Origin of the sequence: Thermus tengchongensis (genome assembly GCF_021462405.1) — a bacterium.
Taxonomy (GTDB): domain Bacteria; phylum Deinococcota; class Deinococci; order Deinococcales; family Thermaceae; genus Thermus; species Thermus tengchongensis.
In genome coordinates this window covers 49,046-72,963 of the sequence record NZ_JAKEDU010000002.1, presented here as the reverse complement: position 1 = coordinate 72,963, position 23,918 = coordinate 49,046, and the positions used below count along the sequence as shown (strand labels likewise).

The following is a 23,918-nucleotide window of genomic DNA, read 5'->3' as shown; positions in this document are numbered from 1 at the left end:
GGTCAAAGCCAAAGCGGCGCGCTCATGGCCTCTTTGGGCCCCCCGTCGTGGCGCAAGCCACGACGGGGTACTTAGGGGCCACCCCGGCCAGGTGGGCGGTGCCAAAGAGGAGGGGATCCTTCCCCCGCAGGTAGGCCACCACCCGCTCGGCCTCGAGGGCCGCTTCCACGCGCCTGCGCTCCAGGCTCAAAGGATCCGCCCCCTCCACCCCGAAGAGGAGGAGGGCGTTCACCAGGAGGCTTCCATCGTCTTGGCGGCTCAGGTTGAGGCCCCGGAGGGCGTAGCGGCTGGGATCGGAAGGCACGTACCCCCGCACCAGCTCCCCGAAGCCCCAACCGCTTCTTCCCCAGGCCCCGGCCCCTGTGCGCCGCACCTGGCCCTCGTAGTTCAGGGCCAAAAAGACCGCCCCCCAGGGCACCCCCTCCAGGCGGAAGACCAAGGTAGCGGCCATGCTCCGCCGGTCCAGGCCCGTGTCCTCCCGTCCCAGGGTGAAGCCGGCCCCGGCGCGGAAAGCCAGCTCGGCGGTGTCGGTGGCGTCCACGAAGTAGGGGGCCTGGAAAAGGCCCCCAGGGGTAGCCAGGGCCACCACGGTGCCCCCGTCCACCTCCACCCGGTCCAGGGGGCCTCGAGGCGTAGCTCCACCCCGGCCTCCCGCAGCATGGCGAGAAGGGCCTCTTCCGCCCGCTTCACGTCAAAGGAAGCCTCCTCCCCAATGCGGCGGTAAAAGTCCAGGAAAAGCCCCCGCTGGAGCAGGCCCTCCTTGTCCTTGGCCAGGTCCAAGGTGGCCAACCACCCCTGGGTGAGAACCCCTCCCACCCCTCGCCCGGGCTCCAGGAGGAGCACCTTGAGGCCCTCTTGGGCCGCGGCCACGGCTGCCGTCACCCCTTGGGGGGTGGCCCCGTAGACCACCAGGTCATACTGGGCGAGCCCCAGGCCGAAAAAAAGGAGAAAGGCCAGCCACGTGCGCATGTCACCTCAGGAAAAGGCCCGGGGGCGTCCCCAGCGACCTTGCTCAGGATACCGGCTCAGGGCAGAGCTTGCTTGGCCTCCTGGTACTCGGCCACCAGCCGGGCCACCACCTCCTTGGCCGAGGGGATCTCCCGGATGAAGGCCACCCCGTGTCCAGCGGAGTAAACCTCCTTCCAGGCCTTGCCCCCGCCCTGGCGGAAGCGCTCTAAGGACTCCCGGAGGAAGTTGGCGGGCACCCCGGTCACCTCGGGGGTGTACTGGATGTCCTCAGGGGTGGCCCGGAGGAGGGCCTCCTTGTACTCCAAAGGCGCCTCCGACTCCAAGGTGGCGATGAAGCGGGTGCCGATGTAAGCCCCGTCCCCCAGGGCCAAGGCCGCCAGAAGCTGGCGGCCGGTGGCGATACCCCCCGCGATGAGCACAGGTACGCCCAGCTCCTCCTTGAGCCAGGGCCCGAGGACAAAGGGGCTCACCATCCCGGCATGCCCCCCGGCCCCCGCGGCCACCGCCACCAGGGCATCGGCCCCGGCTTCCACCGCCTTTCTGCCGTGGCGCAGGCCCACCACGTCGCACCAGACCACCCCGCCGTAGGCCTTGACCCGCTCCACCACCGGGGTGGGATCGCCCAAGGAGGTGACCACCAGGGGCACCTTGCGCTCGGCCACGGCCTCGAGGTCCTCCCCTAGGCGCGGGTTGTCTTTCAGGATGAGGTTCACCCCGAAGGGCACCCCTTGGGGAAAGTGCTCCAGGAACTCCCGGAAGGCGGCGTGGGTGCGGAAGTTGAGGCTGGGAATGACCCCAATGGCCCCGGCCTCGGCCACCGCCTGAAGGAGCCTGGCTCCGGAAACCAGGAACATGGGGGCAGCCACGATGGGGTAGCGGATGCCCAGCATGCGGGTGATGGCGGTTTCCATGGAGCGGATTTTACCCGGTCCAAGGAGGATCGGAAGGGCCCGGACCTGACCCTCCCCTCTGTCATGGCTCCCGGCGGCCCTCCCCCTAGGGGGAGTCCAGGCCCTTCCGGCGCATCTCTCCCCACACCCCCCGCTTGCGCCAGACCTGGAAGCTGGCCAGGAAGCGCTCCAGGGCGAGGAGCTGGCGGTAACCCAGGGCCTCCAGCAAGGCCAAGAAGAGGAGAGCCAAGCGGTCGGTGAACCTGGGATACCGCTTGAGCAGGAGGGTTTCCATCCCCACCCCCAGCTGGGAGAGGAGGATGCCGTAGCCCACGGCCAGGAGCAGGAAGAGAAGGGCGAACTCGAGGCTGAGGAGGCCCAGGAGGTAGAAAACGGGCAACAGCAGGTAGCCCAACACCTCCACCACCGGGGCCAAGGCCTCGAAGAGCAGGAAATAGGGCATGGCCAAAAGGCCCAGGCGCCCGTAGCGGGGGTTGAAGAGCATGCCCCGGTGGAACCAGAGCACCTCCCAAAGCCCCCGGTGCCAGCGGTTGCGCTGACGGCGGAGGGTTTTCCAGTCCGCCGGCACCTCGGTGTAGCAGATGGGATCAGGGGTGTAGAGGATGCGGTAAGGCCGCCTCTCCTCCCGGGCCCGGCGGTGGAGGCGCACCACCAGCTCCATGTCCTCCCCCACGGTGTCCGTGCGGTACCCCCCTACCCTCAAGACCTCCTCCCGCCGGAAAAGGCCAAAGGCCCCGGAGATGATGAGCAAGGCCCCCATGGCGCTCCACCCCGCCCGGCCCAGGAAGAAGGCCCGGGCGTACTCCAGGACCTGCATCTTCTCCAAAAAGCCCTGGGGCAGGCGCATCGCCTCCACCACCCCCTCCCGGACCACGGCGCCGTTCAGGGGCCGGACAGTCCCCCCCACGGCCAGCACCCGCTCGTCCTCCAGGAAGAGGCGGCTGGCCCGCAGGAGGGCCTGGGCGTCCAGGAGGCTATCCGCATCCACCGCGCAGAAGAGGGGGTAGCGGGCCAGGTTGAGGCCGGCGTTTAGGGCGTCGGCCTTGCCCCCATTCTCCTTGTCCACCACGATGAGGTTGGGATAGATCAGGGAGCGGTAAACCGCCCGCACGGGCTTGGTGAAAAGCGCCCGGCGGTAGACCCATTCCACCTCCACCAGGCGGAAGGCCTCCTTGAGCACCTCCAGGGTACGGTCCTTGGGCCCATCCGCCACCACGATCACCTCAAACTCCGGGTAGTGCAGGCTCAAAAAGGAGCGCACCGAGTGGGCGATGGTCTTCTCCTCGTTGTAGGTGGGCACCAGGATGGACACCGGCAGGTAAGCCTCCCGTTCCAAAAGGTCCTTCAGGGAGAGCTCGGAAAGCTCCCGGGCGTAGCGGGCCACCATCCCTAGGCCGAAGAAGGCGAAGAGGGCATAAAAGAGGTTCAGGAGGGCAAAATACCACAGGATCACCACCTGGTACAAGAACAAAAAGTCCAGGAGAAGGTTCACGCCGCCTCCCGCAACACCTGCTGGGCCATGGCCCGGCCAAAGGGGTCGGGGTGGCCCTCCGCCGCCCGGGCCAGGAATCCCCTATTCATCAGCAAAAGCCCTTCCGCCGCCGCCCGGCGCACGTAAAAGGAAGGGTCAGAAAGCGCCTTCCACAACGCCCTCTGGGCCAGCTCGCTCCCAAGAAGGGCCATGAGCCGGGCGGCGTGGACCCGCAAGAACTCCTGCTCGTCCTTCAGGGCCGCCAGCAAAAGCCCCTCGTACCCCTTGGGTGGGTAGTGCATGCGGTAAAGGGCGCGCATGGCGGCAGCCTTAAGCTCCGCATCCGGATGATCCAAGAAGGAAAGCACCCTCTCCGCCAAAGCAACAAGTTTAAGCCGGCCAATGGCCTCCAGAGCGGCCCACACCGCTTCCCTTCCACCCCGGGAGAGGAAGGCCTCCAACACAGGCATCGCCCGTTCCTCCAGGAGGAGGAGCACCTCCAGGAGGGCCCCACGGGGTAGGCCCGCCTCCAGAAGAGCCTCCGCCAGCCGTCCAAGCCCCTCCCCCTGGGCCACCCGGGCCCCCGCCCGGGCCGCCCCCAGGCGCAGCACGGGATCCCGATGGGAAAGGTAGGGGAGGATGGCCTCCAAGGTTTCCGGCAAACGGGCCTGGGCCAGGGCATCCAAAGCCTCCAGCCGGGCAGGCCGGGAGGCCCACCGGCTTTTCAGAAGGCGGATCCAGCGGGGATAAACCTGGCGGAGCCAGTCGGCTATCCGCTCGGAGAACTCCCCCTTGAGCATCTCCCGAAGGTTCAAAAGGGCCTCGAGGGCCGGACGGGGCCAGGGAAGGGGCGGAGGCGGCCCATGGTTGAAGAGAGCCTCGGTGAACCGGTCCAGCCACTCCTCGTAAGCTTTGCGGTCCAAGCGCTCCTTGCTGGCGGTGTAGGCGTGGTAGAGCATGATGTAAGCGGAAAGGACAATGAGGGCCAGCCCTGTAAGGACCAGGGCCTGGAAAAGGGCCCGGTAGGCCACTGGGGAGCCGACCAGGTTAAAAATCCGCCCCGAGAAGGCCCCCACCAGGCCCCCAAGGGCCAAGGCCTCCAGGAGCACCACCAGAACCACCAGGAGGGCATAAAGCCGCTCACCGCGCCGCCACATACCGCTCCAGCCGGAGGACCAGCTCCTGGGGGCTAAAGGGCTTGGTGAGGTAGTCTTGGGCCCCCAGCTGCAGGGCCTCCACCACGGTGCGCTCCTGCTTGAGCCCGGAAAGGACAAGAACCGGGGTGGTCCGCTTCAGCTCCTGGCGCAGGTGGCGGAGGAGGTCCAGGCCAAACCCCCCGGGGAGGTTCAGGTCCAGGACGATGGCGTCCCAGTCCTGGCCCAGCGCCTCGAGGCCCCCCAGGAAGTCCCGGGCCAGGACCACCTCGTGGCCCGCGCGACGTAGGGCCAGCTCTAGTACCTTGGCCACGGCGAAATCATCCTCCACCACAAGGACCCTCACAAACGCCCCCTCTCTTTGGTAGGCTAAGAGAATCCCTTGAAAAGCTTGTGAAAGCTAAGGCTCCCGGGAAAGGGACCTCAGAAGGGCAGCCACCTCTGGATCGGACCGGAAGCGCAGCTCCTCCTGCAAAAGCCCCTTGGCCTCCTCCACCCGGCCCTGCTCCAAGAGGGCCTTGGCCAGGGTGAAACGGCCCAAGGGATAGTCCGGGGCCACGGCCAGGACCTGCCGCGCCAAAACCTCCGCCTCCTTGGCCCGGCCCAAGGCCAAGACCACCTCCGCCAGGCCCCAGCGGGCGTCCAGGTTGCCAGGGTCCTGGGCCAGCACCCGGCGGTAGCTTTCCTCCGCCTCCGCATAGCGACCCATGTGGTAAAGGAGCCTACCGTAGCGCACCCGGGTGTCGGGGCTATCCAGAAGGGCCAAAGAGCGTTCAAACAGGGGTTTGGCCTCGGCGTAGCGGCCCTGGAGGTAGAGGGCGAAGGCCAGCTCCCCCATGGCCTCGGCGTCGTCGGGGAAGGCGTCCACCGCCTTCCGCAGGTAGGCCTCCGCCCCCGCAGGGTCCTGGGGAAGCCGCCTCCGGCCTTCGTAGAAGCTTCTCCGCTCCCGGAAGGGCACGGGGTCCGAGGGGTAGCCCTCGAGGCCCACCTCGTCCAGGGCCATGGCCCGCACCTGGCTCAGGCGGTCCTCCTGGGGCAAGTAGCGGAACAGGTTGCCCTCCACCTTGGCGGAAAGGACCACCGCCTCCCCGCTCCGCACCTCCACCCGGAAGGCCCGGGTCCCCTCGGGGCCTAAGAGGCGGAAAACCACCTCCCCCTCAGGACCCGGCACCGGACGCACCAAGGGGGCAGCAAGAAGCTTCCGCCTCACCCCTTTACCCAAGACCGCCCCCTCCCCGGCGGGCAGGGGCTCCTGGCCCAGGGCCACCTTCCCCCGGTAGAGGGAAACCCGGGCGGCCTCCTCCCGGGAAAGGCGCAGGTGGGTGCCCGTGGGCCGCACCTCCCCTTCCGGGGTGATGAGGGCCAGGGGCACCTGCCCCTCCCGCACCGCCTCCACCCCGCCCGCTTCCAGCGCCACCCGAACCCGCTCCCCTCCGCCCCAGAGGCTCCGCCAGCGCTGGGCCTCCCCTTTGGCCTCGGGGCTGAAGGCCAGCTCCAGGCCCCTAAGCCGCACCACCTCCCCTGCCGGCACCTCCCCGAAGGCCTTGGAACCCAAGGGAGCAGGGAAGATGGGCAGGCGGGCCAGGGCGATGAGGGCCACCATGAGGAGGAGAAGCCGGCCCACCGGGGCCCGCTGGCCGGGCTTGGGCCTTGGGAGGAGGAGGAAAAAGGTGCTTCCCCGGCCCACACGGCTTCTTAGGCGCACCTCCCCCCCGTGGGCCTCGAGGACCCGCTTCACCAAGGCCAAGCCCAAGCCGGTCCCCTCCACCTCCCCGCGGGTGGAAGCCCGGTAAAAGGGCTCAAAGACCTTGGCCTGCTCCTCCTCGGGGATGCCGGGACCGGTGTCGGACACCGCCACCCCATACTGGTCCTGGCCCACCAGAAGGCGCAGGACCACCCGCCCCCCCTCGGGCGTGTACTTCACCCCGTTGTTGACCACGTTGAGGACCGCCTGATACAGCCACTCCCGGTCCCCGTACACCCAAGCCTCCCGCCGGGGCAAGACCAGCCGTAGGGAAACCCGTTTCCGCCGCGCCACGGGCCTCAGCTCCTCTGCCACCTGGCGCAGAAGCTCCTTCAGGTCCACCCGCTCGCTCTTGAGCCGCACCCCCTGCCCCAGGCGCAGGTACTCCCGCGCCTTCTGCAAGAGCTCCTGGATGCGCCGGGCACTCTTCTCCGCTATGCCCAGGAGCTCCTTGGCCTCCTCCGGCAACCCCTCGGTCTCTAAGGCCAGCTCCAAAGCACCCAGTACGCTCATCAAGGGGTTCTTGATCTCGTGAAGAAGAAGCCCCAAAAGCCGGCTCCCCTCCTCCTGGCTCTTCAGGAGGGCGAGCTCCCGCTCCCTAAGCTCCAAGACCTCCCGGAAGGCCCCCAGGAGGAGGCCAAGGGTCTCCCGGACCTCCTTGGACGGGGGAGGACCTTCCCAGTAAAGGGCCAGCTCCCCCTCCTCCAAGAGCTTCTCCCCCCGCACCGGGCCCTCGGGAAGCACCTCTCCCCGGAACACCAAACGCACCGGGTAGCGCTGGAGCAGGTGCCCGAGAAACCCCAGGTCGGCGGGCAAGTGGGGTTGGACCATCCCTTTTAGGCTAGGCCGGGCGCTTGAAGGCCTTGTGAAAACTCAGGGCTTAGGGGCCATGACCACCAGGAGGAGGGCGGGGTTGGCGGACTCGTTGCGCACCCCGTGGGCCTCCCCCGCCCGGGCTAAAGCCGCCATCCCTGGAACCAAAAGGGCCTCCTCCTCCCCAATCCTCACCACCACCTCCCCTTCCAGGACATAGTAGACCTTGTCCGAGCCCTCGTGGGCGTGCACCTTCTGCGCCTGCCCCGGGAGGAGGGCGTAGAGATCAAAGAACATGCGCTCGGACTCAAACACCGGGATCTTGGCCATCTTCTCCGGGCTGAAGCGGGCCAGGCTTTTCAGGTCCCTGATCTCCATGTCCCCGAGTCTACTTGACGGGGGCCTTAGAGGGTACTAGACTAACCTTTGCGCGCCGGGGAGTAGCGCAGCCTGGTAGCGCACACGCTTGGGGTGCGTGTGGTCGTCGGTTCAAATCCGGCCTCCCCGACCAAAACCCCCGCCCGCACGGGCGGGGTTTTGCTATTGAGGGTCCCTTGGGATCTACGAGGGGGGCTTAGGCCCGGCCCACGGTCCCCATCAGCTCGAACTTCTCCCGGATCACCTGCTTCAGGTACTCCCTCCCCTTGCCGATGATCTTCCGGGGGTCGAATTCCTTGGGGTTCCCCAGCACCACCTCGCGGATGCCCAGGGTCATGGCCAGGCGCAGGTCGGTGTCGATGTTGATCTTGGCGATGCCGTTGGGGATGGCCTTCTTGATGTCCTCGTCGTGGATGCCCGTGGCCTCCTTGAGTTCGGCCCCTGTGGCCAGGAGCTTCTCCTTAAGCCAGTTGGGCACCCCGCTGGCCCCGTGGAGCACCAAGGGGATGGAAACCCGCTTGCTGATCTCCTCGAGGCGCTTGTGGTCGATGTAGGGCCGGCCCTTACCCTTGTAGGCCCCGTGGCTGGTGCCGATGGCGATGGCCAGGTAGTCGATGCCCGTTTCCGCCACAAAGCGCTCCGCCTCCTCGGGGTCGGTGAGGAAGGCCTCCGCCTCGGACACCTGGATGTTGTCCTCAATGCCCTGAAGCCGCCCCAGCTCCGCCTCCACGCTCACCCCCACCGCGTGGGCCGCCTCCACCACCTTCTTGGTCTCGGCCACGTTCTCCTCAAAGGGGTGGTGGCTGGCGTCGATCATCACGCTGGTGAAGCCCGCCCTCAGGGCCTGCATCACCATCTTGAAATCGGCCCCATGGTCCAGGTGGAGGACCACGGGCACCTTGGTGCGGCTGGCCATGTCCTTCACCAGGTTGGCCAAGTTCTCCATCCCGGCGTACTTCCGGGCCCCGTCGGAAACCTGGATGAAGACCGGGGCCCTCAGTTCATCGGCCACCTCGAGGATGGCCTGGGTGATCTCCAGGTTGTTGGTGTTGAAGCTGGGAACCGCATAGCCTTCGCGCCGCGCCTTGTCCAAAACCTCCTTACCTATCACCAAGGGCATAAAGCACCTCCTTCAGCTCCTTAAGGTTATCAGCCACGGGCCGCTTGTTGAAAAGGGCGCTTCCCGCCACGGCCACGTCCGCACCCGCCCGGTACACCTCGGCCACGGTATCCCGGTTCACCCCCCCATCCACTTCAATGAGGCAAGAGGGGTTCAGCCTATCCCGCATCTCCTTGAGCCGGCGAAGCCTTCCCGTGGAGGTGGGAATGTATTTCTGTCCTCCAAACCCCGGGTTCACGCTCATGAGGAGGGCCAGGTCCAGCTCGGGCAAGAGGGGTTCAAAGGCCTCGAGGGGGGTGGCGGGGTTGAGGGCCAGACCCGCCTTCTTCCCCAGCTCCTTCACCTTCTGCACCGCCCGGTGGGCGTGCGGGGTGGCCTCGAAGTGGACGGTGATCACGTCCGCCCCCGCACGGGCGAAGTCCTCCAGGTACCTCTCCGGCTGCACGATCATCAGGTGCACATCTAGGGGCAGGGAGGTCACCCGCCGCACCGCCTCCACCAGGAGGGGCCCGAAGGTAAGGTTGGGAACGAACACCCCATCCATCACGTCCAGGTGGATCCAGTCCACCCCTGCCGCCTCGGCCTCCTGAATCTGGTCCTTCAGCCTCGCCAGGTCCGCCGTGAGGATGGAGGGTGCAAACTTGAGCATCCTTTCCCCCTAGGCCACCCGCAGATGCCCTCGCTCGATGGCCAGCTCCCGCATCTTAACCAGATAGTAGGCGATGATGAGCTGGGTTAGGGCCAGGGGGTAGCTCTGCCCCGCCTTGTCCCAGAAGGTACCCACCAGGCTGGGGTCAAAGTGCTGGGCATGGTGACCGAGGTGCTCCCAGATGATGCGCTCAAAGGTCTGGGCCCTATCAGGGGTCACATTGCCGGTGATGTCCAGGATATCCGCCTCCCGCCGGGTTTCCAGGCGGATCAGGGCCTCATCCTCGTAGGCGGAGTGGAGCACCTCGGAAAGATCTAGGCGAGGCAGGGTGTGCTTCAGAGCGATGCGTACGTTCAGGGTGCTGGGGTTCTCGGGGTTGTAGCCAGGGGGGCGATAAAAGCGCACCACGATGTCGGCATGCTCTTTCTGCGGCCAGATAAAGGCCCGGGAGTCGGGCATGCGCCTTTCGATGTCGGCGATGACCTCCTCCGGGGTGTACCCCCGCTTAGCCACATCCCGCTTTACCTTCCACTCCCGCCTGAGTTCCTCTTCGGGGTCAAGGTATACGGTGAGGTGGTAACGGCTCCTCAAGGCCGGGGAAAAAAGGGTAAGAAGCCCCTCCAGGACCACCACCCGTGGGATGAGCCTTCCCTCCACCTCCACCGCCCGGGGGGCGGGAACGTAGACTGGAGGATCAAAGGTACCCGTGGAGTGGTTGTACACGGGCTTCAGGATGGGCTCTCCCTCGGCAAGGAGCCTAACGTGCTGCTCCATGATGTCCATGTAGTTGCACTCGGGGTTCAAAGGGGTGATGCCCAGCTCCTTACGCTGCTTGCGGTCGTACTTGTGGTAGTCGTCCACGCAGATGCTGGTGGTGCGCTCCACCCCAAGAAGCCGGGCAATGCCGCCGGAGATGGTGGTCTTCCCCGCTCCCGAGTCCCCTGCAATGCCTAACATAAATGGCCTATGGGGCATCCTCTTCCTCCTTTTCCCTAAACACCGAGCTGGCATAGATGTCGTCAGCGGTAAGGGTCATGAGCTCCTCCGCGGTCACCGGCCCCGCCTTCTGGTAAAGTCGGTAAGCCTGCCTAAGCTTGAAGCGGTCCAAGGCGTTGCGCACGCTCCGGGCATAGGCGAAGTTGGGAAGGCGCATGCGGCGTTCCAGGTACTCCAGGAACGCCTTCTCCGCCTCCTGGGTGAAGCGGTAGCCCTGCCTTTCCAGCATGAGCTTGCCGATTTGGAAGAGTTCCTCGGCGCTATAAGGGGGAAACTCAATGTGGTGGGCGATGCGGGAGCGCATCCCCGGGTTTAGGGCGAAGAACTCCTCCATGCGGTCCTTATACCCTGCCAGGATCACCACCAGGTCCTCCCGCTGGTTCTCCATGACCTGAAGGAGGATCTCTATGGTCTCCTGGCCGTAGTCCCGCTCGTTTTCCGCCCGGTAGAGGCTGTAGGCCTCGTCGATGAAAAGCACCCCCCCCATGGCCCGCTTCAAGACCTCCTTGGTCTTGGGAGCGGTGTGGCCAATGTACTGGCCCACCAGATCATCGCGGCTGGCCACCACCAGGTGGTCGCGGCGGATGTAGCCCAGCTTGTGCAGGATGGTGGCCATGCGCATGGCCACCGTGGTCTTTCCCGTGCCCGGGGGGCCCACGAAGGCCATGTGCAGGGTGGGGCGATCGGCGGTAAGCCCCAGCTCCCGGCGGAGCTTGTCCACGGAAAGGTAGGCGGCGATCTCCCGGATCCGCTGCTTGACAGGCCGAAGGCCCACCAGCTCCCGGTCCAGGGTTTCCAGGACCACTTCGATCTCGGGGTTCTTCACCACCGCCAGGTTTTGGCCTTGGGCTTCCTGCATGAGCCTCCTTGGGGTTTTGGGAAGGGGCCCCGGCCAGAGCCGGGACCCCTAGATCCCGGGGGTTACTCCTGATAACGCTCGCCTTCTGGCCTCATGGTGGCGTAGGCCTCCAGGGCGTACTTGAGCCTACGGCCATCGCTCCAAAGCTGCCGGTGCAAGCGGAAGCCGGGTTCGTTCTTGGGGCGGTGGGCGATGAAGGAAACCCTTTGCGCCTGCCACATGGGGGAGGGGTCGTAGCCGTTGATCTTGATGTAGTGGTTGGGGAAGGCCTCGCGGCACTTCTGGAACTCGTACATGGCCGCTGCGGCATCCTCCAGGTCAAACATGGGCAGGCCCCACATGTTCCAGTAGACGTTGTAGGGGCTGGGATCGTCGGTGTACTCAATGGATACCGCCCAGCCGTTTCGGATGATGTACTCAATCTGGGCCCGGATCTCCTCGTCCGTCAGATCAGGCAGGTAAGAGAAAGTACCTTGGGTAATCCGCATCTTCCTCAACTCCTTTCTTAGCTGGTGGGGGTGGGGAGCACATCCGGGGTATCGGTGGAGGCAAAGTCAAAGGTAACGCTGCCCCAGGTTTCCAAAGCAGCCGCCAGGGCCGGGGAGTGTTGGGCTGCCTTCTTGAGGATCTCGGGGCCTTCCGCCAGGATGTCCCTGCCCTCGTTGCGGGCTTTCACCATGGCCTCCAGGGCTACCCGGTTGGCGGTAGCCCCCGCCTGGATGCCCATGGGGTGGCCGATGGTGCCGCCTCCAAACTGCAGGACCACGTCGTCCCCGAAGAGGGAAAGCAGGAGGTGCATTTGGCCCGCGTGGATGCCGCCCGAGGCCACGGGCATCACCGCGGGCAGGTAGCCCCAGTCCTGGTCAAAGTAGATGCCCTTCACCGGATCGGCCTTCACGTACTGCTCCCTGAGGATGTCGTAGTACCCCCGCACCAGGTTGGGGTCCCCCTCCAGCTTCCCCACGGCGGTCCCGGCGTGGATGTGGTCCACCCCCAGCATCCGCATCCACTTGGCCAAGACCCGGAAGTTGATGCCGTGGTTTTTCTGGCGGGTGAAGGTGGCGTGGCTGGCCCGGTGGAGGTGGAGGATCATCCCGTTTCTGTGGCACCAGTTGGACACGGACTGCAAAGCGGTGTAGCCCATGGTGAGGTCCACCATGACGATGATGGAGCCAATCTCTTTGGCAAACTCCAGCCTTTCATAGACATCTTCCATGGTAGGAGCGGTCACGTTCATGTAGTGACCCTTACGCTCCCCAGTGACCTGCTCCGCCTTCATCACCGCCTCCTGGGCGTAGAGGAAGCGGTCCCGCCAGCGCATGAAGGGCTGGGAGTTGATGTTCTCATCGTCCTTGGTGAAGTCCAAGCCCCCTGCCAGGGCCTCATAGACCACCCGGCCGTAGTTGCGCCCGGAGAGGCCCAGCTTGGGCTTCACCGTGGCCCCAAGGAGGGGGCGGCCATACTTATTCAGCATGTCCCGCTCCACGGGAATCCCGTGGGGAGCCCCTTTGAAGGTCTTGAGGTAGGCCACGGGGATGCGGAGGTCCTCGAGGCGAAGGGCCTTGAGGGCCTTAAAGCCGAAGACGTTCCCGATGATGGAGGAGGTCATGTTGGCGATGGAGCCTTCCTCAAAGAGGGCCAGGTCGTAAGCGATCCAAGCGAAGTACTGCTCGGGGTTCCCCGGCACCGGCTCCACCCGGAAGGCCTTGGCCCGGTAGCGGTCCAGATAGGTAAGGCGATCCGTCCACACCACGGTCCAGGTGGCGGTGGAGGACTCCCCAGCCACCGCAGCCGCCGCCTCCTCGGGCTCCACCCCGGGCTGGGGCGTCACCCGAAAAAGGGCGATGGTGTCCGTATCCTTGGGCTCATAGTCCGGGTCCCAGTAGCCCATCTGCTTATACTCCAGGACTCCGGCTTTGCTGTACTTACCTTTTCCTGCGTATCCTGCTGCCATTTTCACACCTCCTAATAGGCCACAGGGCTGATGCCCCGAAGCTTCCCAAGTTGGTGCCAAGCCTCCACCTTCCTGAGGGTCCGGGTGGCCCCGCGGATCACCAGGCTTTCGGTCCAGGCCCGGCTTTCCCCATAGCGCACCCCCCGGAGGAAGGGACCATCGGTGATGCCAGTGGCGGCGAAGTGGGTGTCCTCGGCCGAGCAGAGTTCGTCCAGGGCATACACCCGATCCAGGTCATAACCGGCATGCACCACGTTCCAGCGCTCCTCCTCGCTTTGCGGGTCCAGGCGCATCTGCATCCCACCCCCTAGGGCCCGCACCGCCACCGCGGCGATCACGCCTTCCGGGGTGCCCCCGGTACCCATGAGGACATCAATGCCCGTGTTTGGCAGCACCGCGGCCAAGGCCCCGCCCACATCCCCATCGGTCTGCAGGCTGATGCGGGCCCCTGCCAGGCGGATTTCCTCGATAAGGCGTTGGTGCCGGGGTTTGTCCAGGACAAACACCGTGAGCTCCCGCACCTCCTTTTTCAAGGCACGGGCGATCTCCTTCAGGTTTTCGGCCACCGAGGCCTTTAGGTCAATGGCCTCCTTGGCCTCAGGACCCACCACCAGCTTGGCTGCATAGAAGGCGGGTCCCGGGTTAAAAAGAGAGCCCTCCGGAGCTGCGGCGATCACGCTGATGGCCCCCGGGCGGCCCAGGGCCAAAAGCCTGGTGCCCTCCACCGGGTCCACCGCCAAGTCCCAAAGGGGACCTTCCCCCTGGCCCAGAACCTCGCCGTTATACAGCATGGGGGCCTGGTCCTTCTCCCCTTCCCCGATCACCACCCGGCCGCGGAAGTCCAGGCTGTTGAGAAGAAGGCGCATGGCCTCCACCGCCGCCCGGTCCCCTCCTTCCTTGTCCCCCCGACCCACATAGCGGGCCGAGGCCAAAGCGGCGGCCTCGGTGGCCCGCATCAGGTCTAGGCCCAGGTTGCGCGTGGGCATAGCCATGCGCTTACCTTAAAGGGGGCGTTTTATTATTGCAATCATATGTTTTCGGGCATACCATAAGCCTATGCTCATATCTAGAAACGCTAAACTGCCGAACCCTGCCGCATTACGGGTCTTCGTCACGGTGGTGGAGGAAGGAGGCGTGGGCCGGGCGGCCTTGGCACTGGGCATTACCCAGCCCGCGGTAAGCCAGTACCTGCGGGCCTTAGAGGAACAGGTAGGCCATCCCCTCTTTGAGCGCCAGGGGCGTCACCTGGTGCTTTCCCGGGTAGGAGAGGCCCTCTTGCCCGAGGCCAGGCGGGCGGTGCAGGCCCTGGAGGAGTTCCAGCGGGTTTCCCAGGCCATGGGCCGACTGGAGATGGGAGAGGTCACCCTGGGGGCAGCCACCACCATGGCCACCTACGTGCTCCCCCTTTTCCTAAAAGATTTCCATGAAGCCCACCCAGGAGTGCGGGTTCACGTGGAAAGCGGTTCCTCCGAACGCTTGGCGGAGCGGTTGCGCATGGGCGAGGTGGAGTTCGCCATCCTGGAAGGGGTGGAGCACTGGGAAGGTTACGAGCGACATCTGTTCTATGAGGACGAGCTGGTTCTCATCGTGCCCCCCGACCACCCCTGGGCCGGGCGGGAAACCATACCCCCCGAGTGGTTAAGGGAGGAAACCCTTATCGTGCGCAAGCCCGGCTCCATGACCTGGCGGGCCCTGGAGCGGGCCTTTGAGCAAGCAGGCTTAGAGCTGAAGCCCATCTTCTACACCGACAACAACGAGGTAACCAAGCGCCTGGTACTGGCAGGGGCCGGGGTGGGGATCATAAGCCGGGTGGTGGTCCAGCCCAACCTGAAGGTGGGGAACCTCCGGGCCTTGCGGCTTTCCGCGCCCGTGGGGGAGATCCGCCGCTACTTCTGGTTGGTACACCCCAAGAGTGTGGCCAACCCCGCAGCCCGGGCCCTCATCACGCTGCTGCGTTCTTAGTAAGGCGCATGGCCAGAGCCAGGGCCACCACCATGAGGGAAAGAAGCCCCAGCTTGGCCAACACCGCCATAAAGGCCGGGTCCGCCAGGTCAAACTTTTCACCGCCTCCGCGGTCAGGGCCAGGATGCAGGGAATGGCGGCGACGAGGCCGATAACCAAAAGGGGGTGGCCTCGAGGGTCCCTTCCTTGGAGAAGCGCAGCAGGGTGTAGAGGATTTCCGCCAATATCAAAGCGAGAGGCACGCGGTCCAAAAGGCCCAGGACCACCTCCCCGTAATCCCCCTGCATCAGGTGGTGCAACCCCTCCACCAGGGTGGAAAAAAGCAGCACCGCCGCCCCGTCGGCGACGAGAAAGCCAGCGAAGAGGTAGATTACCGTTATCTGGAGAACCCTGTGGGTGTCCCGCTTCACCGCTTCAGTCTACATCGTTAAGGTAGGTGAAATCCCCCTGCTCCTCCAAAAACTTCTGCATCTCGTAGGGGGAGCGAATCCCTTCCTCCCCTGGGAAAGGACCTTCCATCCAGTGGGGCGGGGCCTCCGGCGGTGGAACCTGGAAGCCGTAGAGGTAGTAAAGGACCCAGTACCCGTGGTCGTCCTTCAGAACCACCGCATCCCCGTAGCCATCCTCCAGCACCTTCACCGCCTGCTTCCTGGCCTCCTGGTAGGGCATTTCCGAGTAGTCCATACCCGCCTCCTACTTGGACTCGTTAATGAAAAGCGTGTAGCCATTATCCTCAAGCCAACGGGCCTGGTCGTAAGGGGCACGGAAATCCTCGGGGGAAGGCTTGGGCCCCTCCACCCAGTCTGGGGTTTCCTCGGGATCCGGGGCCTTGCGCCCGTACCAGCTGTAGAAGTAGTAGAGGGCGTAGTACCCTCCCTCCCCCTCGAGGACCAAACCCTCTCCCACCCCATCCACCAGTATCTTCAGCGCCTTGGCCTCCGCCTCCCGGTGGGCTAGCTGCCGCATAACACCTCCGTCATCACCAGGTAGTCGGTGGTGATTCTGTCCTTGGCCATGGGACGGAACACCCGGTTGGCGAACTCCACGTGCAGGGGATGGTCCCGGTAGAAGGAAACCACCTCCGGACCCTCAAAGAGGACGGAAAGCCAGTAACGGTAACGGGCCCCTTCGGAAAGGGCCTCCCCATAGCGGAGCCCGCACACCCCCGGGATCTGGAGCAGCACCTCCCGGGCCTTCCGCACCATCTCCCTCACCTCCTCCGGACTAGCCTCGGCGTTGAACACGATCAGGTGCTCCACCATCCTCTCACCTCCTCCAAGTAGGAAAGATCCACCACCACCCTTTCCCCGGCCCTTGGTCCCTGGAGCACGGCAGCAGGGTTTCCCGGCTCCCCCAGGTGGGGAAGGAGGGCGGTGGCCTCGTGGTAGTCCTGGCCCAGGGCGTAGAGGCTTGGGGTGATCAGCACGGGAAAACCGGCCCCCATGGCGCTCAGGAGGCCGTTGCGGGAATCCTCCACCACCACCCCCTCCTGGGGTTTTAGACCCAAGCGCTCCTGGGCCAATAGGTAGATGCTGGGATCTGGTTTTTTCCTTGGCACCACATCCCCCGCCAGGACCAAGGAAAACCACCCCCTAAGCCCCGCACCCTCCAAGAAGGCCTCGGCGTTTTCCGGGCTGGTGGTGGTGCAAAGGACCAGGGCTACCCCCGCTTCCCGGGCCTCAGCAAGGAGGCGGCGCACCCCCGGGCGCAACACAATCCCTTCCTCCCGCAAAAGTTGCAGGTAGAGGTCCGTCTTGTACCGGTGGACCTCGCCAATCTCCTCCCAAGAAAGCGTGGGCGCCCCGGGCGTTTCCTCTAGGGCCCGCTTCAGGCGCTCCTTGCCCCCTGGGGTCCAAAGGAGGCGGGCGTAGGTTTCCTGGTCCCAGTAAAGGGGAAGGCCAAAGTGGGCAAAGGCCCGGTTGAAGGCCTCCCGGTGGAGCTCCTCCGTCTCCGCCAAGGTGCCGTCTAGATCCCAGAGGATGGCCTTTAGCTTCCCCACCATAGGCGCATCCGGGCCATGGCCAAATCCTTGAGGCCCTCCTTCATGGCCGCCATCAGGCCCAGGTAGTCTTTCGCTTCCACCTTCCTGAGAACCGAGGCCGCCTCGAGGGCCAAATCGGCATACAAGTTGATCTTGCGAATCCCCCTCGCCACCAAGGCCCGGTACGCCTCCGGGCTCAGGCCCGAGGCCCCGTGGAGGACCAGGGGCACGGGAAGCTGGCCCAGCTCCTCCAAAAGGGGCAGGTTCAGGCGCACCGGCCCCTTGTGCAGGCCATGGCGGGTGCCGATGGATACCGCCAAAGCATCCACCCCGGTTTCCTCCAGGTAGCGCCTGGCTTCCACGGGATCCGTGTAGGCCACCGGTTCCTGGGAAACCTCCCACCCGTAGCCTCCCGGCACCGCCCCCACCTCCCCTTCCACCGTGGCCCCATAGGCCCGGGCCACCTCCACCGCCAGGCGGGTCAAGTGGATGTTCTCCTGAAGGGGCAGGTGGCTTCCATCCAGCATCACGCTGGTAAACCCGAGCCTTAAGGCTTCCACCACCTCCCTCAGGTTTTCCCCATGGTCCAGGTGCAGGGCCACGGGTACCCTGGCCTCTTCCGCCAAAACTCTAAGCCCAGGAGCCAGGGCCCTTAAAGGCGGCCCCCCCAGGTGGGGGGCCACGCTGAGGATGACGGGAAGGCCGAGGGTTTCCGCTCCCTCCAGAATGGCCTCCGCCCACTCCAGGCCCACCACGTCAAAAGCCCCCACCGCCCGGCCCTTTTCCGGCAAAACCTCCCGCAAGGTGGCCAGCATCCCTCCCCCTAACCTCCAAAGACCATGCCCTCACCCCGCATCCCCAAGAAGCGCGGGACAACCCCATGCACGTCCACCCGGGCGCACTCGGCCACATCCTCCTCCAAACCCACCCCCACCAGGGCCTTGGCGGCCTCGCTGCTGGAAAGGACAGGGAACGAAGGATTCTCCGCCAGGAAAAGGGCCAGATGGGCCATCTCCCCTTCCGGGGAAAACCCCAGGGCCTTCAGGCGCTTTCCGATGACCCCGGCAGTATAGAGATCGTCCAAGGCCATCTGGCCCTCCTTCCCCGCACAGACCAGGTGTACCTCCTCCCCGGTTTCCCTGGCTTTCTCCGCCACCGCCTGGGCATTTTGCAAGGAACCGAGAAGGATGTGCCTGGCTCCTAGGGCGGCATGGGCGGCCCGGGTGCCGTTGGTGGTGGCCATGACCACGGCCTTACCCACCACCCCATTCACCTCCCGGGGGGAGTTGCCCAGGTCAAACCCCTCTGGGGGAAGCCCTCCCACCTCCCCAGCCAGGAGCTCCCCATCCTGGCGCAAGGCCCGGGCGGCCTCCGCTCCCCGGGCCAAAACCAGGGCCGTGGCCCCAGCTTTGAGGTAGAGGGCGGCAGTGGTGGCCCGGATCACATCCACCACAATGGCCGTGCCCCGGTAGGTGCCGGGAAGGGGCAAGGGATCCACCCTGAACCTCATAGGAGGTCTTCCAAGGCCTCCGCCACCCGCTCCGGGGTGAAGCCCAGCTTCTCGTAGACCTCGGGGTAAGGGGCGCTGGCCCCAAAGCGGTCCAGGCCCACCACCTTGTGGGCGTACCGTTCCCAGCCCAGGGTCGCCCCCGCCTCCACCGCCAGGGTGGGGAGGCCGGGGGGAAGCACCTCCTTCCGGTACGCCTCGGGCTGGGCCTCAAAAAGCTCGAAGGAGGGCAGGCTCACCACCCGCACCCGACGGCCCTTTTCCGCCAGGAGGGCTTTGGCCTTCAAGGCCAGGTGCACCTCGCTCCCCGTGGCCACGATTACCCCTTCGGGCCTTTCTGCATCCTCCAACACGTAGCCGCCCCGGAGGAGCCCCTTGGCCTTCTCCGGGGAAAGGAGGGGCACCGCCTGCCGGGTGAGGATGAGGGCGGTAGGGCCTTCCTTCCGCTTCAAGGCCACCTGCCAGGCGTAGAAGGTTTCGTAGGCGTCGGCGGGGCGGATCACCCAGAGGCCCGGCATGGCCCTAAGGCTCATGAGGTGCTCCACGGGCTGGTGGGTGGGGCCATCCTCCCCCAGGGCGATGGAGTCGTGGGTGAAGACGAAGACCGTGGGGGTGCCCATGAGGGCCGCCAGGCGGATGGCGGGGCGCATGTAGTCGGAGAAGACCAGGAAGGTGCCCCCGTAGGCCCGGTAGCCCCCGTGAAGGTTGAGCCCGTTCAGGATGGCGCCCATGCCGTGCTCCCGCACCCCGTAGTGGATGTAGCGCCCCGTGGGGTTTTGCGGGGAAAAGTCCGCCATACCCTGAGCCTGGGTGTTGTTGGAGGGGGTGAGGTCGGCGCTTCCCCCGAGGAGTTCGGGCATCCGGGGGGCGATGGCGTCCAGGGCCTTGCCGCTGGCCGCCCGGGTGGCCACGGGCTTGTCAAAAGCTGGGGGCTCCTCGGGAAGAGAGGGCAGGTCGCCCCTTAAGCGGCGCAGAAGCTCCTGGTGCAGGTCGGGATAGGCCCGGGCATAGGCCTCCATGAGCTCTTCCCAGGCCTCCTGCCAAGCCCTTCCCTTCTCCCGCATGTCCATGTGCCGGTAGACTTCCTCGGGCACTTCAAAGGGCGGGTAGGGCCAGCCTAGGTTTTGGCGGGTGGCCTCCACGGCCTCCGGACCCAAGGGCTCCCCGTGGGCCTTGTGGGAATCCTGCTTGGGGGAACCGTAACCAATGTGGCTCCGCACGGCAATGAGGGAGGGCCTTTCGTCCAGCTGGGCCAGACGGATGGCGTGGCGGAGGGCCTCGAGGTCGTTGGCATCCTCCACCCTTTGGGTGTGCCAGCCGTAGGCCCGGTAGCGGGCTAGCACATCCTCGGTGAAGGCCAGGTCCGTGGAGCCGTCAATGGAAATGTGGTTGTTATCCCAAAACACGATGAGCTTGGAAAGCCGCCAGTGCCCCGCCAACGAGCTGGCCTCCCCGGAAACCCCCTCCATCAGGTCCCCGTCCGAGGCCAAAACGTAGGTGTAGTGGTTCACCACCTCGTAGCCCGGGCGGTTGAACTCCGCAGCCAGCTTCCTCTCGGCCAGGGCCAGGCCCACCGCGGTGGAGATACCCTGCCCCAAGGGACCGGTGGTCACCTCTACCCCTAGGGTGTGGCCGTACTCGGGGTGGCCCGGGGTCTTGGAGCCCCATTGGCGGAAACGCTTGAGCTCCTCCAGGGAAAGGTCGTAGCCCGTAAGGTGCAAGACCGCATAGAGGAGCATGGAACCATGGCCTGCGGACAGTACAAAGCGGTCCCGGTTAGGCCAGCTGGGGTTCAGGGGATTGTGGCGCATGACCTCCCGGTACAGGAGATAGGCCAGGGGAGCCATGGCCATGGGCATACCGGGGTGGCCGCTTTTGGCCTTTTCCACGGCGTCTATAGCCAAAAACCGGATGGCGTTCACCGAAAGGCTGGTAAGGTCCTTGGTCTCGGTCATGGTGCCTCCAGGGTACGCTCCCGTGAAGGAGGGCACAAGCGGAGCCAGGGGGCCCTACTATAAGCCAAGGCTTATGTAGAAGCCCTTTTTCCCCGGTGAAAGACTATACCATTTCCGCCCTCCTCCCTCCTTGCTGAGGCTCTGGCCTAAGTACCCCGTCGTGGCTTGCCCCACGACGGGGCCCCAAAGAAGCCATGGGCACGCCACTTTGGCTTTGGCCGATGGGGCGGGCTTTGCGTGCGGGTGCTTAGCTTTCAGGGAGAAACCCGAGTGCCAAAAGTCCGCTGGCAATACCACCCCGAACCTCTCGGCGGCGGATAGCCAAGTGTTTTCCAAATCGCTCCCTTACCCGAGGAACCATCCGCTTGCCTTGGCCCCCCAGGGCTGCTAGAATCCTCTAGGTGTGGGCGCCCGTAGCTCAGCAGGATAGAGCGGGGGCTTCCTAAGCCCTAGGCCGGGGGTTCGAATCCCTCCGGGCGCACCAAGGCCAGAAGCGCTTTCCCCCCTCCTTTGCGGAGGGGGGAAGCCTTTTCAAGCCTCAGGAGCGCACCGGCCGCCTGCCGCGGGCGGGGGCTTCGGGCAGGGCCTCCACCCGCTTGGCCCGCTCCAGCTTCACCCCCTGCACCTCGGCTAGGCGAGGCAGGTCCTGGGGGCGCAGGTCCACATAAAGCGCCTCCTCCCCCTGGGCGATCTTGCCCACCTCGAGGCCCCTCTCCTTCAGCAAGGCCACCAGCCGAGGCAGGGTGAGCCTAGGCCCCGTGGCCTTGAAGGTGAGCCAGCCCTCCTCCCCGGTGAGGAGGCTCTTCTCCTTGGGGGCTCCGCCCAGGAGGAGGGCCATGAGGGCGGCCACCACCTCCACCCGCCCCTCGGCGAAGAGCTTCCCGGCAAAGTCCAGGTAGAGCTTGTAGTCCCGCTCCGGCACCCGGGCCAGCCGGGCCAGGAGGTGGTGCCACTTGGCCTCCAGGACCTCTTCCGGCGTAGGGGGGTTCACCCGCTTGAAGGTGCGGCCCACCGCCCGTTCCAGCTCGGAAAGCTCCCTCCTCTCCCGGGGCCCGTAGAGGATGACCACCTCACCCCCCCTCCCCGCGCGGCCCGTGCGCCCGGAGCGGTGCTGGTAGGTTTCCGGCTTGTCGGGGAGGCGGTGGTGCACCACCAGGTCCACCTCGGGGATGTCCAGGCCGCGGGCGGCCACGTCCGTGGCCACCAAGATCCGCACCTCCCCCTCGCGGAAGGCCCGCATGACCCGCTCCCGGTCCGTCTGGGAAAGGTCCCCGTGGATGGCCCGGGCCGGATGGCCCAGGCGCAGGAGGCCCGTGGCCACCTCCTCGGTTTCCGCCTTGGTGCGGGTGAAGACGATGGCCCGCTTGGGGGCCTTCACGTAGAGGAGATCGGAAAGAAGGGCCAGCCGGTCCCCGGGGGCGGGCACCGCCTCCTCCTGGTAGGTGACCCCCTCCTCCCGCACCACGTTGATGACCACGGGGGAGCGCATGTAGCGCTCGGCGAGCCTCCTGGCCCAGGAAGGCAGGGTGGCGGAGAAGAGGAGGGTCTGGCGCTCAGGGGGGGTGGCGGAGAGGAGGGCCTCCACCTCCTCCTCAAAGCCCATGGAAAGCATCTCGTCCGCCTCGTCCAAGACGGCGATCTTCACCTGGGAAAGGTTCAACACCCCCTGCCTTAGGTAGTCCAGGGCCCGGCCCGGGGTGGCCACCACCACGTCCGCCCCCCGGAGGAGGTCCTCCTTCTGCTTGCCGTAGCCGGTACCCCCGTACACGGTGACCACCTTTAGGTGGGGGGCCACCGCCTGCAGCTCCCCGGAGACCTGGAGGGCCAGCTCCCGGGTGGGGGTGAGGACCAGAGCCCTGGGGGCACGACCCCGCTCGGAGGAGGCCTCGAGGCCTTGCGCGATGGGCAGGGCGAAGGCCAGGGTCTTGCCGGTGCCCGTGCGGGCCTGGCCGATGAGGTCCTTGCCCTCCAGGGCCAGGGGCAAAGCCGCCGCCTGGATGGGGGTGGGGGCGGTGATGCCCCGACGCAACAGGGCTTCCTTGATCTCGTCCTTCAGGGGAAAGTCTTTGAACTCCATTCTCGCTCGCTTCCCGGGCCCCACCCGCGCCCGAGGAGGAGGGGTAGGGCCCGTAAACCTTTCAATCTTAGCGAACCAAGCACCCGCACGCAAAGGTTACCCCATCGGCTAAAGCCGAAGCAGCGTGCTTATCGCCTCTTTGGGGCCCCCGTCGTGGCTCGCGCCACGACGGGGTACTTAGAGCACGAATGTCAAGGGGATGACCTCCACCTCCTGGCCCTCCTGCACGTTCTGGTCCGGAGGGATCACCACCAAAGCGTTGCCCTGGGCCATGGAGCGCAAAACCCCGCTGCTTTGGTTCCCGGTGGTGCGCACCACCAGCTCCCCCTCAAAGGACAGCACCCCCCGGCGGAAGACCTTCTTGCCCGGCGCTCCGCGAAAGGGGGTGAGGGCCCTGGCCTTGAGGGCGCGGTAGGGGGGCTCGGTGCGCTGGAGAAGCCGGAAAAGGAAGGGTCTCCCGTAGAGGAAAAAGGTCACCATGCTGGAAACCGGGTTCCCCGGCAGGCCCAAAACGGGTAGCTCCCCCAGACGGGCGAGGAGGAGAGGCCCCCCGGGCTGCTGCTTCACCTTCCAGAAGAGGACCTCTCCCCTCTCCTCCAGCACCTTCCGCACCACGTCGTACTCCCCCATGGACACGCCCCCGGAGGTGAGGAGGAGGTCCAGCCGTCCCGCCCCCTCGAGGCGGGCAAGCACCTTTTCCGGCTCGTCCTCCACCTTGCCCAGGAGGACAGGCTCCCCCCCGGCCTCCCACACCAGCCCCAGGAGGCTATAGGCGTTGGAGTTGTAGACCCCCCCATAGGGCAGGGGTTCCCCCGGCTCCACCACCTCATCCCCGGTGGCGAGGATCCCCACCCGGGGGCGGCGGAAGACCTTCACCCGGGGGTGGCCCATGGCCGCGGCCAGGCCCAGCCTGCTGGGACTGAGGAGGTCCCCCCGCTTCAGGTACACCTCACCCCGCCTCAGGTCGTCCCCCTTAGGCCTTATGTCCTTGGGACTCGCAGGGGCGAAGAGAAGGACCTCGTCCCCTTCCCGCCGCGTGTCCTCCACCCGGATCACCGCATCCGCCCCTTCGGGAATGGGGGCCCCGGTATAGACCGCCACCGCCTCCTTCGGCCCCACCCGGCCCCCGAAGGGCTTTCCCGCGGGAGATTCGCCAATCACCTTAAGGCGCACCGGGCTTTCTCGGGAAGCCCCCAGGGTGTCCTCCTGGCGGCAGGCGTAGCCGTCAATGGCGGTGTCGTCCTGGTCGGGGTGGTCCACCAAGGCGGCGAGGTCTTCCGCCAGCACCCGTCCCAAAGCCTCCTTCAGGGGGAGTACCTCCACGCCGGGCTCCCCCCTGGCCTCGGCCAGGACCAGCTCCAAGGCTTCTTCCACCGTGAGGCTCGTGCGCATGAGGCCAGTCTAGGCCAAGGGAAGGC

The 23,918-nt window shown here is 66.0% G+C and carries 24 protein-coding genes, 2 tRNA genes and 1 pseudogene; 3 read left to right on the top strand and 24 right to left on the bottom strand.

The window, feature by feature from the left end; translation table 11 throughout:
* Nucleotides 1–22: 22 nt before the first annotated feature.
* The 7 genes and pseudogenes from L1087_RS13380 to L1087_RS02645 all read right to left on the bottom strand — a co-directional run bounded on the left by L1087_RS13380 (nt 23) and on the right by L1087_RS02645 (nt 7,440).
* Nucleotides 23–969, bottom strand: a pseudogene (locus L1087_RS13380) (FAD-dependent oxidoreductase).
* Between the two features lie 56 nt (nt 970–1,025).
* Nucleotides 1,026–1,880: an NAD(P)H-dependent flavin oxidoreductase gene (locus L1087_RS02670; protein ID WP_234557530.1), complete on the bottom strand. Its 855-nt coding sequence runs from the start codon at nt 1,878–1,880 to the stop codon at nt 1,026–1,028.
* Nucleotides 1,881–1,965: 85 nt separating this feature from the next.
* On the bottom strand, nt 1,966–3,372 hold the full coding sequence (locus L1087_RS02665; RefSeq protein ID WP_234557529.1) for a glycosyltransferase family 2 protein: 1,407 nt from the start codon (nt 3,370–3,372) through the stop codon (nt 1,966–1,968).
* Nucleotides 3,369–4,508: a HEAT repeat domain-containing protein gene (locus L1087_RS13135; RefSeq protein ID WP_267964663.1), complete on the bottom strand. Its 1,140-nt coding sequence runs from the start codon at nt 4,506–4,508 to the stop codon at nt 3,369–3,371. The genes L1087_RS02665 and L1087_RS13135 overlap by 4 nt, the downstream gene beginning before the upstream one ends.
* Nucleotides 4,492–4,851 carry a response regulator transcription factor gene (locus tag L1087_RS02655; protein WP_234557528.1) on the bottom strand — a complete coding sequence of 120 codons (360 nt, stop codon included), beginning with the start codon at nt 4,849–4,851 and terminating at the stop codon, nt 4,492–4,494. The genes L1087_RS13135 and L1087_RS02655 overlap by 17 nt, the downstream gene beginning before the upstream one ends.
* Before the next feature lie 54 nt (nt 4,852–4,905).
* Nucleotides 4,906–7,080, bottom strand: coding sequence for an ATP-binding protein (locus L1087_RS02650; RefSeq protein WP_234557527.1), 2,175 nt, complete (start codon nt 7,078–7,080; stop codon nt 4,906–4,908).
* A gap of 42 nt (nt 7,081–7,122) precedes the next feature.
* Nucleotides 7,123–7,440, bottom strand: coding sequence for a cupin domain-containing protein (locus tag L1087_RS02645; RefSeq protein ID WP_038041616.1), 318 nt, complete (start codon nt 7,438–7,440; stop codon nt 7,123–7,125).
* A gap of 56 nt (nt 7,441–7,496) precedes the next feature.
* Here L1087_RS02645 and L1087_RS02640 point away from each other — a divergent pair.
* Nucleotides 7,497–7,573 (top strand) — tRNA-Pro (locus L1087_RS02640).
* Nucleotides 7,574–7,636: 63 nt separating this feature from the next.
* Here the strand turns inward: L1087_RS02640 and fba are convergent.
* From fba to glpX, 7 genes are all read right to left on the bottom strand, one after another.
* The gene (fba, locus tag L1087_RS02635; protein ID WP_038041610.1) at nt 7,637–8,560 is read right to left on the bottom strand and encodes a class II fructose-1,6-bisphosphate aldolase; all 924 of its coding nucleotides are present in this window, start codon (nt 8,558–8,560) and stop codon (nt 7,637–7,639) included.
* Nucleotides 8,541–9,209 carry a ribulose-phosphate 3-epimerase gene (gene rpe / locus L1087_RS02630; protein WP_135259621.1) on the bottom strand — a complete coding sequence of 223 codons (669 nt, stop codon included), beginning with the start codon at nt 9,207–9,209 and terminating at the stop codon, nt 8,541–8,543. The genes fba and rpe overlap by 20 nt, the downstream gene beginning before the upstream one ends.
* A gap of 9 nt (nt 9,210–9,218) precedes the next feature.
* Nucleotides 9,219–10,166, bottom strand: coding sequence for a phosphoribulokinase (locus tag L1087_RS02625; RefSeq protein WP_234557526.1), 948 nt, complete (start codon nt 10,164–10,166; stop codon nt 9,219–9,221).
* A gap of 7 nt (nt 10,167–10,173) precedes the next feature.
* Nucleotides 10,174–11,064, bottom strand: coding sequence for a CbbX protein (gene cbbX / locus L1087_RS02620; RefSeq protein ID WP_234557525.1), 891 nt, complete (start codon nt 11,062–11,064; stop codon nt 10,174–10,176).
* Between the two features lie 62 nt (nt 11,065–11,126).
* The gene (locus L1087_RS02615) at nt 11,127–11,552 is read right to left on the bottom strand and encodes a ribulose bisphosphate carboxylase small subunit (protein ID WP_135259619.1); all 426 of its coding nucleotides are present in this window, start codon (nt 11,550–11,552) and stop codon (nt 11,127–11,129) included.
* Nucleotides 11,553–11,569: 17 nt separating this feature from the next.
* Complete coding sequence (locus tag L1087_RS02610; RefSeq protein ID WP_267964662.1) at nt 11,570–13,018, bottom strand: form I ribulose bisphosphate carboxylase large subunit; 1,449 nt, start codon at nt 13,016–13,018, stop codon at nt 11,570–11,572.
* An 11-nt stretch (nt 13,019–13,029) separates the two neighbouring features.
* Nucleotides 13,030–14,004 (bottom strand): class II fructose-bisphosphatase, encoded by a 975-nt coding sequence (gene glpX, locus L1087_RS02605; protein WP_234557522.1) that lies wholly within the window; start codon nt 14,002–14,004, stop codon nt 13,030–13,032.
* Between the two features lie 70 nt (nt 14,005–14,074).
* On the opposite strand from glpX, the gene L1087_RS02600 reads away from it, so the two are divergent.
* Nucleotides 14,075–14,980, top strand: a complete 906-nt coding sequence (locus L1087_RS02600; RefSeq protein ID WP_234557520.1) for a LysR family transcriptional regulator — start codon at nt 14,075–14,077, stop codon at nt 14,978–14,980.
* A gap of 113 nt (nt 14,981–15,093) precedes the next feature.
* On the opposite strand, the gene L1087_RS02595 is transcribed toward L1087_RS02600, so the two are convergent.
* The 8 genes from L1087_RS02595 to tkt are packed head-to-tail and all read right to left on the bottom strand — an operon-like array spanning nt 15,094 to nt 20,423.
* Entirely contained in the window at nt 15,094–15,390 is a 297-nt protein-coding gene (locus L1087_RS02595; RefSeq protein WP_234557518.1) for a hypothetical protein, read from the bottom strand.
* A gap of 4 nt (nt 15,391–15,394) precedes the next feature.
* Nucleotides 15,395–15,664 (bottom strand): hypothetical protein, encoded by a 270-nt coding sequence (locus L1087_RS02590; RefSeq protein WP_038041592.1) that lies wholly within the window; start codon nt 15,662–15,664, stop codon nt 15,395–15,397.
* 9 nt (nt 15,665–15,673) lie between these two features.
* Nucleotides 15,674–15,946 carry an annexin VII gene (locus L1087_RS02585; protein ID WP_234557515.1) on the bottom strand — a complete coding sequence of 91 codons (273 nt, stop codon included), beginning with the start codon at nt 15,944–15,946 and terminating at the stop codon, nt 15,674–15,676.
* Nucleotides 15,934–16,242, bottom strand: a complete 309-nt coding sequence (locus L1087_RS02580) for a Dabb family protein (protein WP_038041589.1) — start codon at nt 16,240–16,242, stop codon at nt 15,934–15,936. Before L1087_RS02580 ends, L1087_RS02585 begins: the two co-directional genes overlap by 13 nt.
* The gene (locus L1087_RS02575) at nt 16,227–16,982 is read right to left on the bottom strand and encodes an HAD-IA family hydrolase (RefSeq protein WP_234557514.1); all 756 of its coding nucleotides are present in this window, start codon (nt 16,980–16,982) and stop codon (nt 16,227–16,229) included. The genes L1087_RS02580 and L1087_RS02575 overlap by 16 nt, the downstream gene beginning before the upstream one ends.
* Entirely contained in the window at nt 16,967–17,776 is an 810-nt protein-coding gene (locus L1087_RS02570) for a class II fructose-bisphosphate aldolase (RefSeq protein WP_234557512.1), read from the bottom strand. Before L1087_RS02570 ends, L1087_RS02575 begins: the two co-directional genes overlap by 16 nt.
* An 8-nt stretch (nt 17,777–17,784) precedes the next feature.
* Nucleotides 17,785–18,471, bottom strand: a complete 687-nt coding sequence (locus tag L1087_RS02565; protein WP_234557511.1) for a 2-phosphosulfolactate phosphatase — start codon at nt 18,469–18,471, stop codon at nt 17,785–17,787.
* Nucleotides 18,468–20,423, bottom strand: coding sequence for a transketolase (gene tkt / locus L1087_RS02560; RefSeq protein WP_234557509.1), 1,956 nt, complete (start codon nt 20,421–20,423; stop codon nt 18,468–18,470). Before tkt ends, L1087_RS02565 begins: the two co-directional genes overlap by 4 nt.
* A 407-nt stretch (nt 20,424–20,830) precedes the next feature.
* On the opposite strand from tkt, the gene L1087_RS02555 reads away from it, so the two are divergent.
* Nucleotides 20,831–20,907, top strand: a tRNA-Arg gene (locus L1087_RS02555).
* Nucleotides 20,908–20,961: 54 nt separating this feature from the next.
* On the opposite strand, the gene L1087_RS02550 is transcribed toward L1087_RS02555, so the two are convergent.
* On the bottom strand, nt 20,962–22,500 hold the full coding sequence (locus L1087_RS02550; RefSeq protein ID WP_234557507.1) for a DEAD/DEAH box helicase: 1,539 nt from the start codon (nt 22,498–22,500) through the stop codon (nt 20,962–20,964).
* 177 nt (nt 22,501–22,677) lie between these two features.
* Nucleotides 22,678–23,892 (bottom strand): molybdopterin molybdotransferase MoeA, encoded by a 1,215-nt coding sequence (locus L1087_RS02545; protein ID WP_234557506.1) that lies wholly within the window; start codon nt 23,890–23,892, stop codon nt 22,678–22,680.
* Nucleotides 23,893–23,918 lie beyond the last annotated feature (26 nt).

Coding starts and splice junctions, on each gene's coding strand:
- L1087_RS02670 (WP_234557530.1), bottom strand. CDS start 1,880: ATGGAAACCGCCATCACCCGCATGCTGGGCATCCGCTACCCCATCGTG.
- L1087_RS13135 (WP_267964663.1), bottom strand. CDS start 4,508: ATGTGGCGGCGCGGTGAGCGGCTTTATGCCCTCCTGGTGGTTCTGGTG.
- L1087_RS02650 (WP_234557527.1), bottom strand. CDS start 7,080: ATGGTCCAACCCCACTTGCCCGCCGACCTGGGGTTTCTCGGGCACCTG.
- L1087_RS02645 (WP_038041616.1), bottom strand. CDS start 7,440: ATGGAGATCAGGGACCTGAAAAGCCTGGCCCGCTTCAGCCCGGAGAAG.
- fba (WP_038041610.1), bottom strand. CDS start 8,560: ATGCCCTTGGTGATAGGTAAGGAGGTTTTGGACAAGGCGCGGCGCGAA.
- rpe (WP_135259621.1), bottom strand. CDS start 9,209: ATGCTCAAGTTTGCACCCTCCATCCTCACGGCGGACCTGGCGAGGCTG.
- L1087_RS02625 (WP_234557526.1), bottom strand. CDS start 10,166: ATGTTAGGCATTGCAGGGGACTCGGGAGCGGGGAAGACCACCATCTCC.
- cbbX (WP_234557525.1), bottom strand. CDS start 11,064: ATGCAGGAAGCCCAAGGCCAAAACCTGGCGGTGGTGAAGAACCCCGAG.
- L1087_RS02615 (WP_135259619.1), bottom strand. CDS start 11,552: ATGCGGATTACCCAAGGTACTTTCTCTTACCTGCCTGATCTGACGGAC.
- L1087_RS02610 (WP_267964662.1), bottom strand. CDS start 13,018: ATGGCAGCAGGATACGCAGGAAAAGGTAAGTACAGCAAAGCCGGAGTC.
- glpX (WP_234557522.1), bottom strand. CDS start 14,004: ATGCCCACGCGCAACCTGGGCCTAGACCTGATGCGGGCCACCGAGGCC.
- L1087_RS02600 (WP_234557520.1), top strand. CDS start 14,075: ATGCTCATATCTAGAAACGCTAAACTGCCGAACCCTGCCGCATTACGG.
- L1087_RS02590 (WP_038041592.1), bottom strand. CDS start 15,664: ATGGACTACTCGGAAATGCCCTACCAGGAGGCCAGGAAGCAGGCGGTG.
- L1087_RS02585 (WP_234557515.1), bottom strand. CDS start 15,946: ATGCGGCAGCTAGCCCACCGGGAGGCGGAGGCCAAGGCGCTGAAGATA.
- L1087_RS02580 (WP_038041589.1), bottom strand. CDS start 16,242: ATGGTGGAGCACCTGATCGTGTTCAACGCCGAGGCTAGTCCGGAGGAG.
- L1087_RS02575 (WP_234557514.1), bottom strand. CDS start 16,982: ATGGTGGGGAAGCTAAAGGCCATCCTCTGGGATCTAGACGGCACCTTG.
- L1087_RS02570 (WP_234557512.1), bottom strand. CDS start 17,776: ATGCTGGCCACCTTGCGGGAGGTTTTGCCGGAAAAGGGCCGGGCGGTG.
- L1087_RS02565 (WP_234557511.1), bottom strand. CDS start 18,471: ATGAGGTTCAGGGTGGATCCCTTGCCCCTTCCCGGCACCTACCGGGGC.
- tkt (WP_234557509.1), bottom strand. CDS start 20,423: ATGACCGAGACCAAGGACCTTACCAGCCTTTCGGTGAACGCCATCCGG.
- L1087_RS02550 (WP_234557507.1), bottom strand. CDS start 22,500: ATGGAGTTCAAAGACTTTCCCCTGAAGGACGAGATCAAGGAAGCCCTG.
- L1087_RS02545 (WP_234557506.1), bottom strand. CDS start 23,892: ATGCGCACGAGCCTCACGGTGGAAGAAGCCTTGGAGCTGGTCCTGGCC.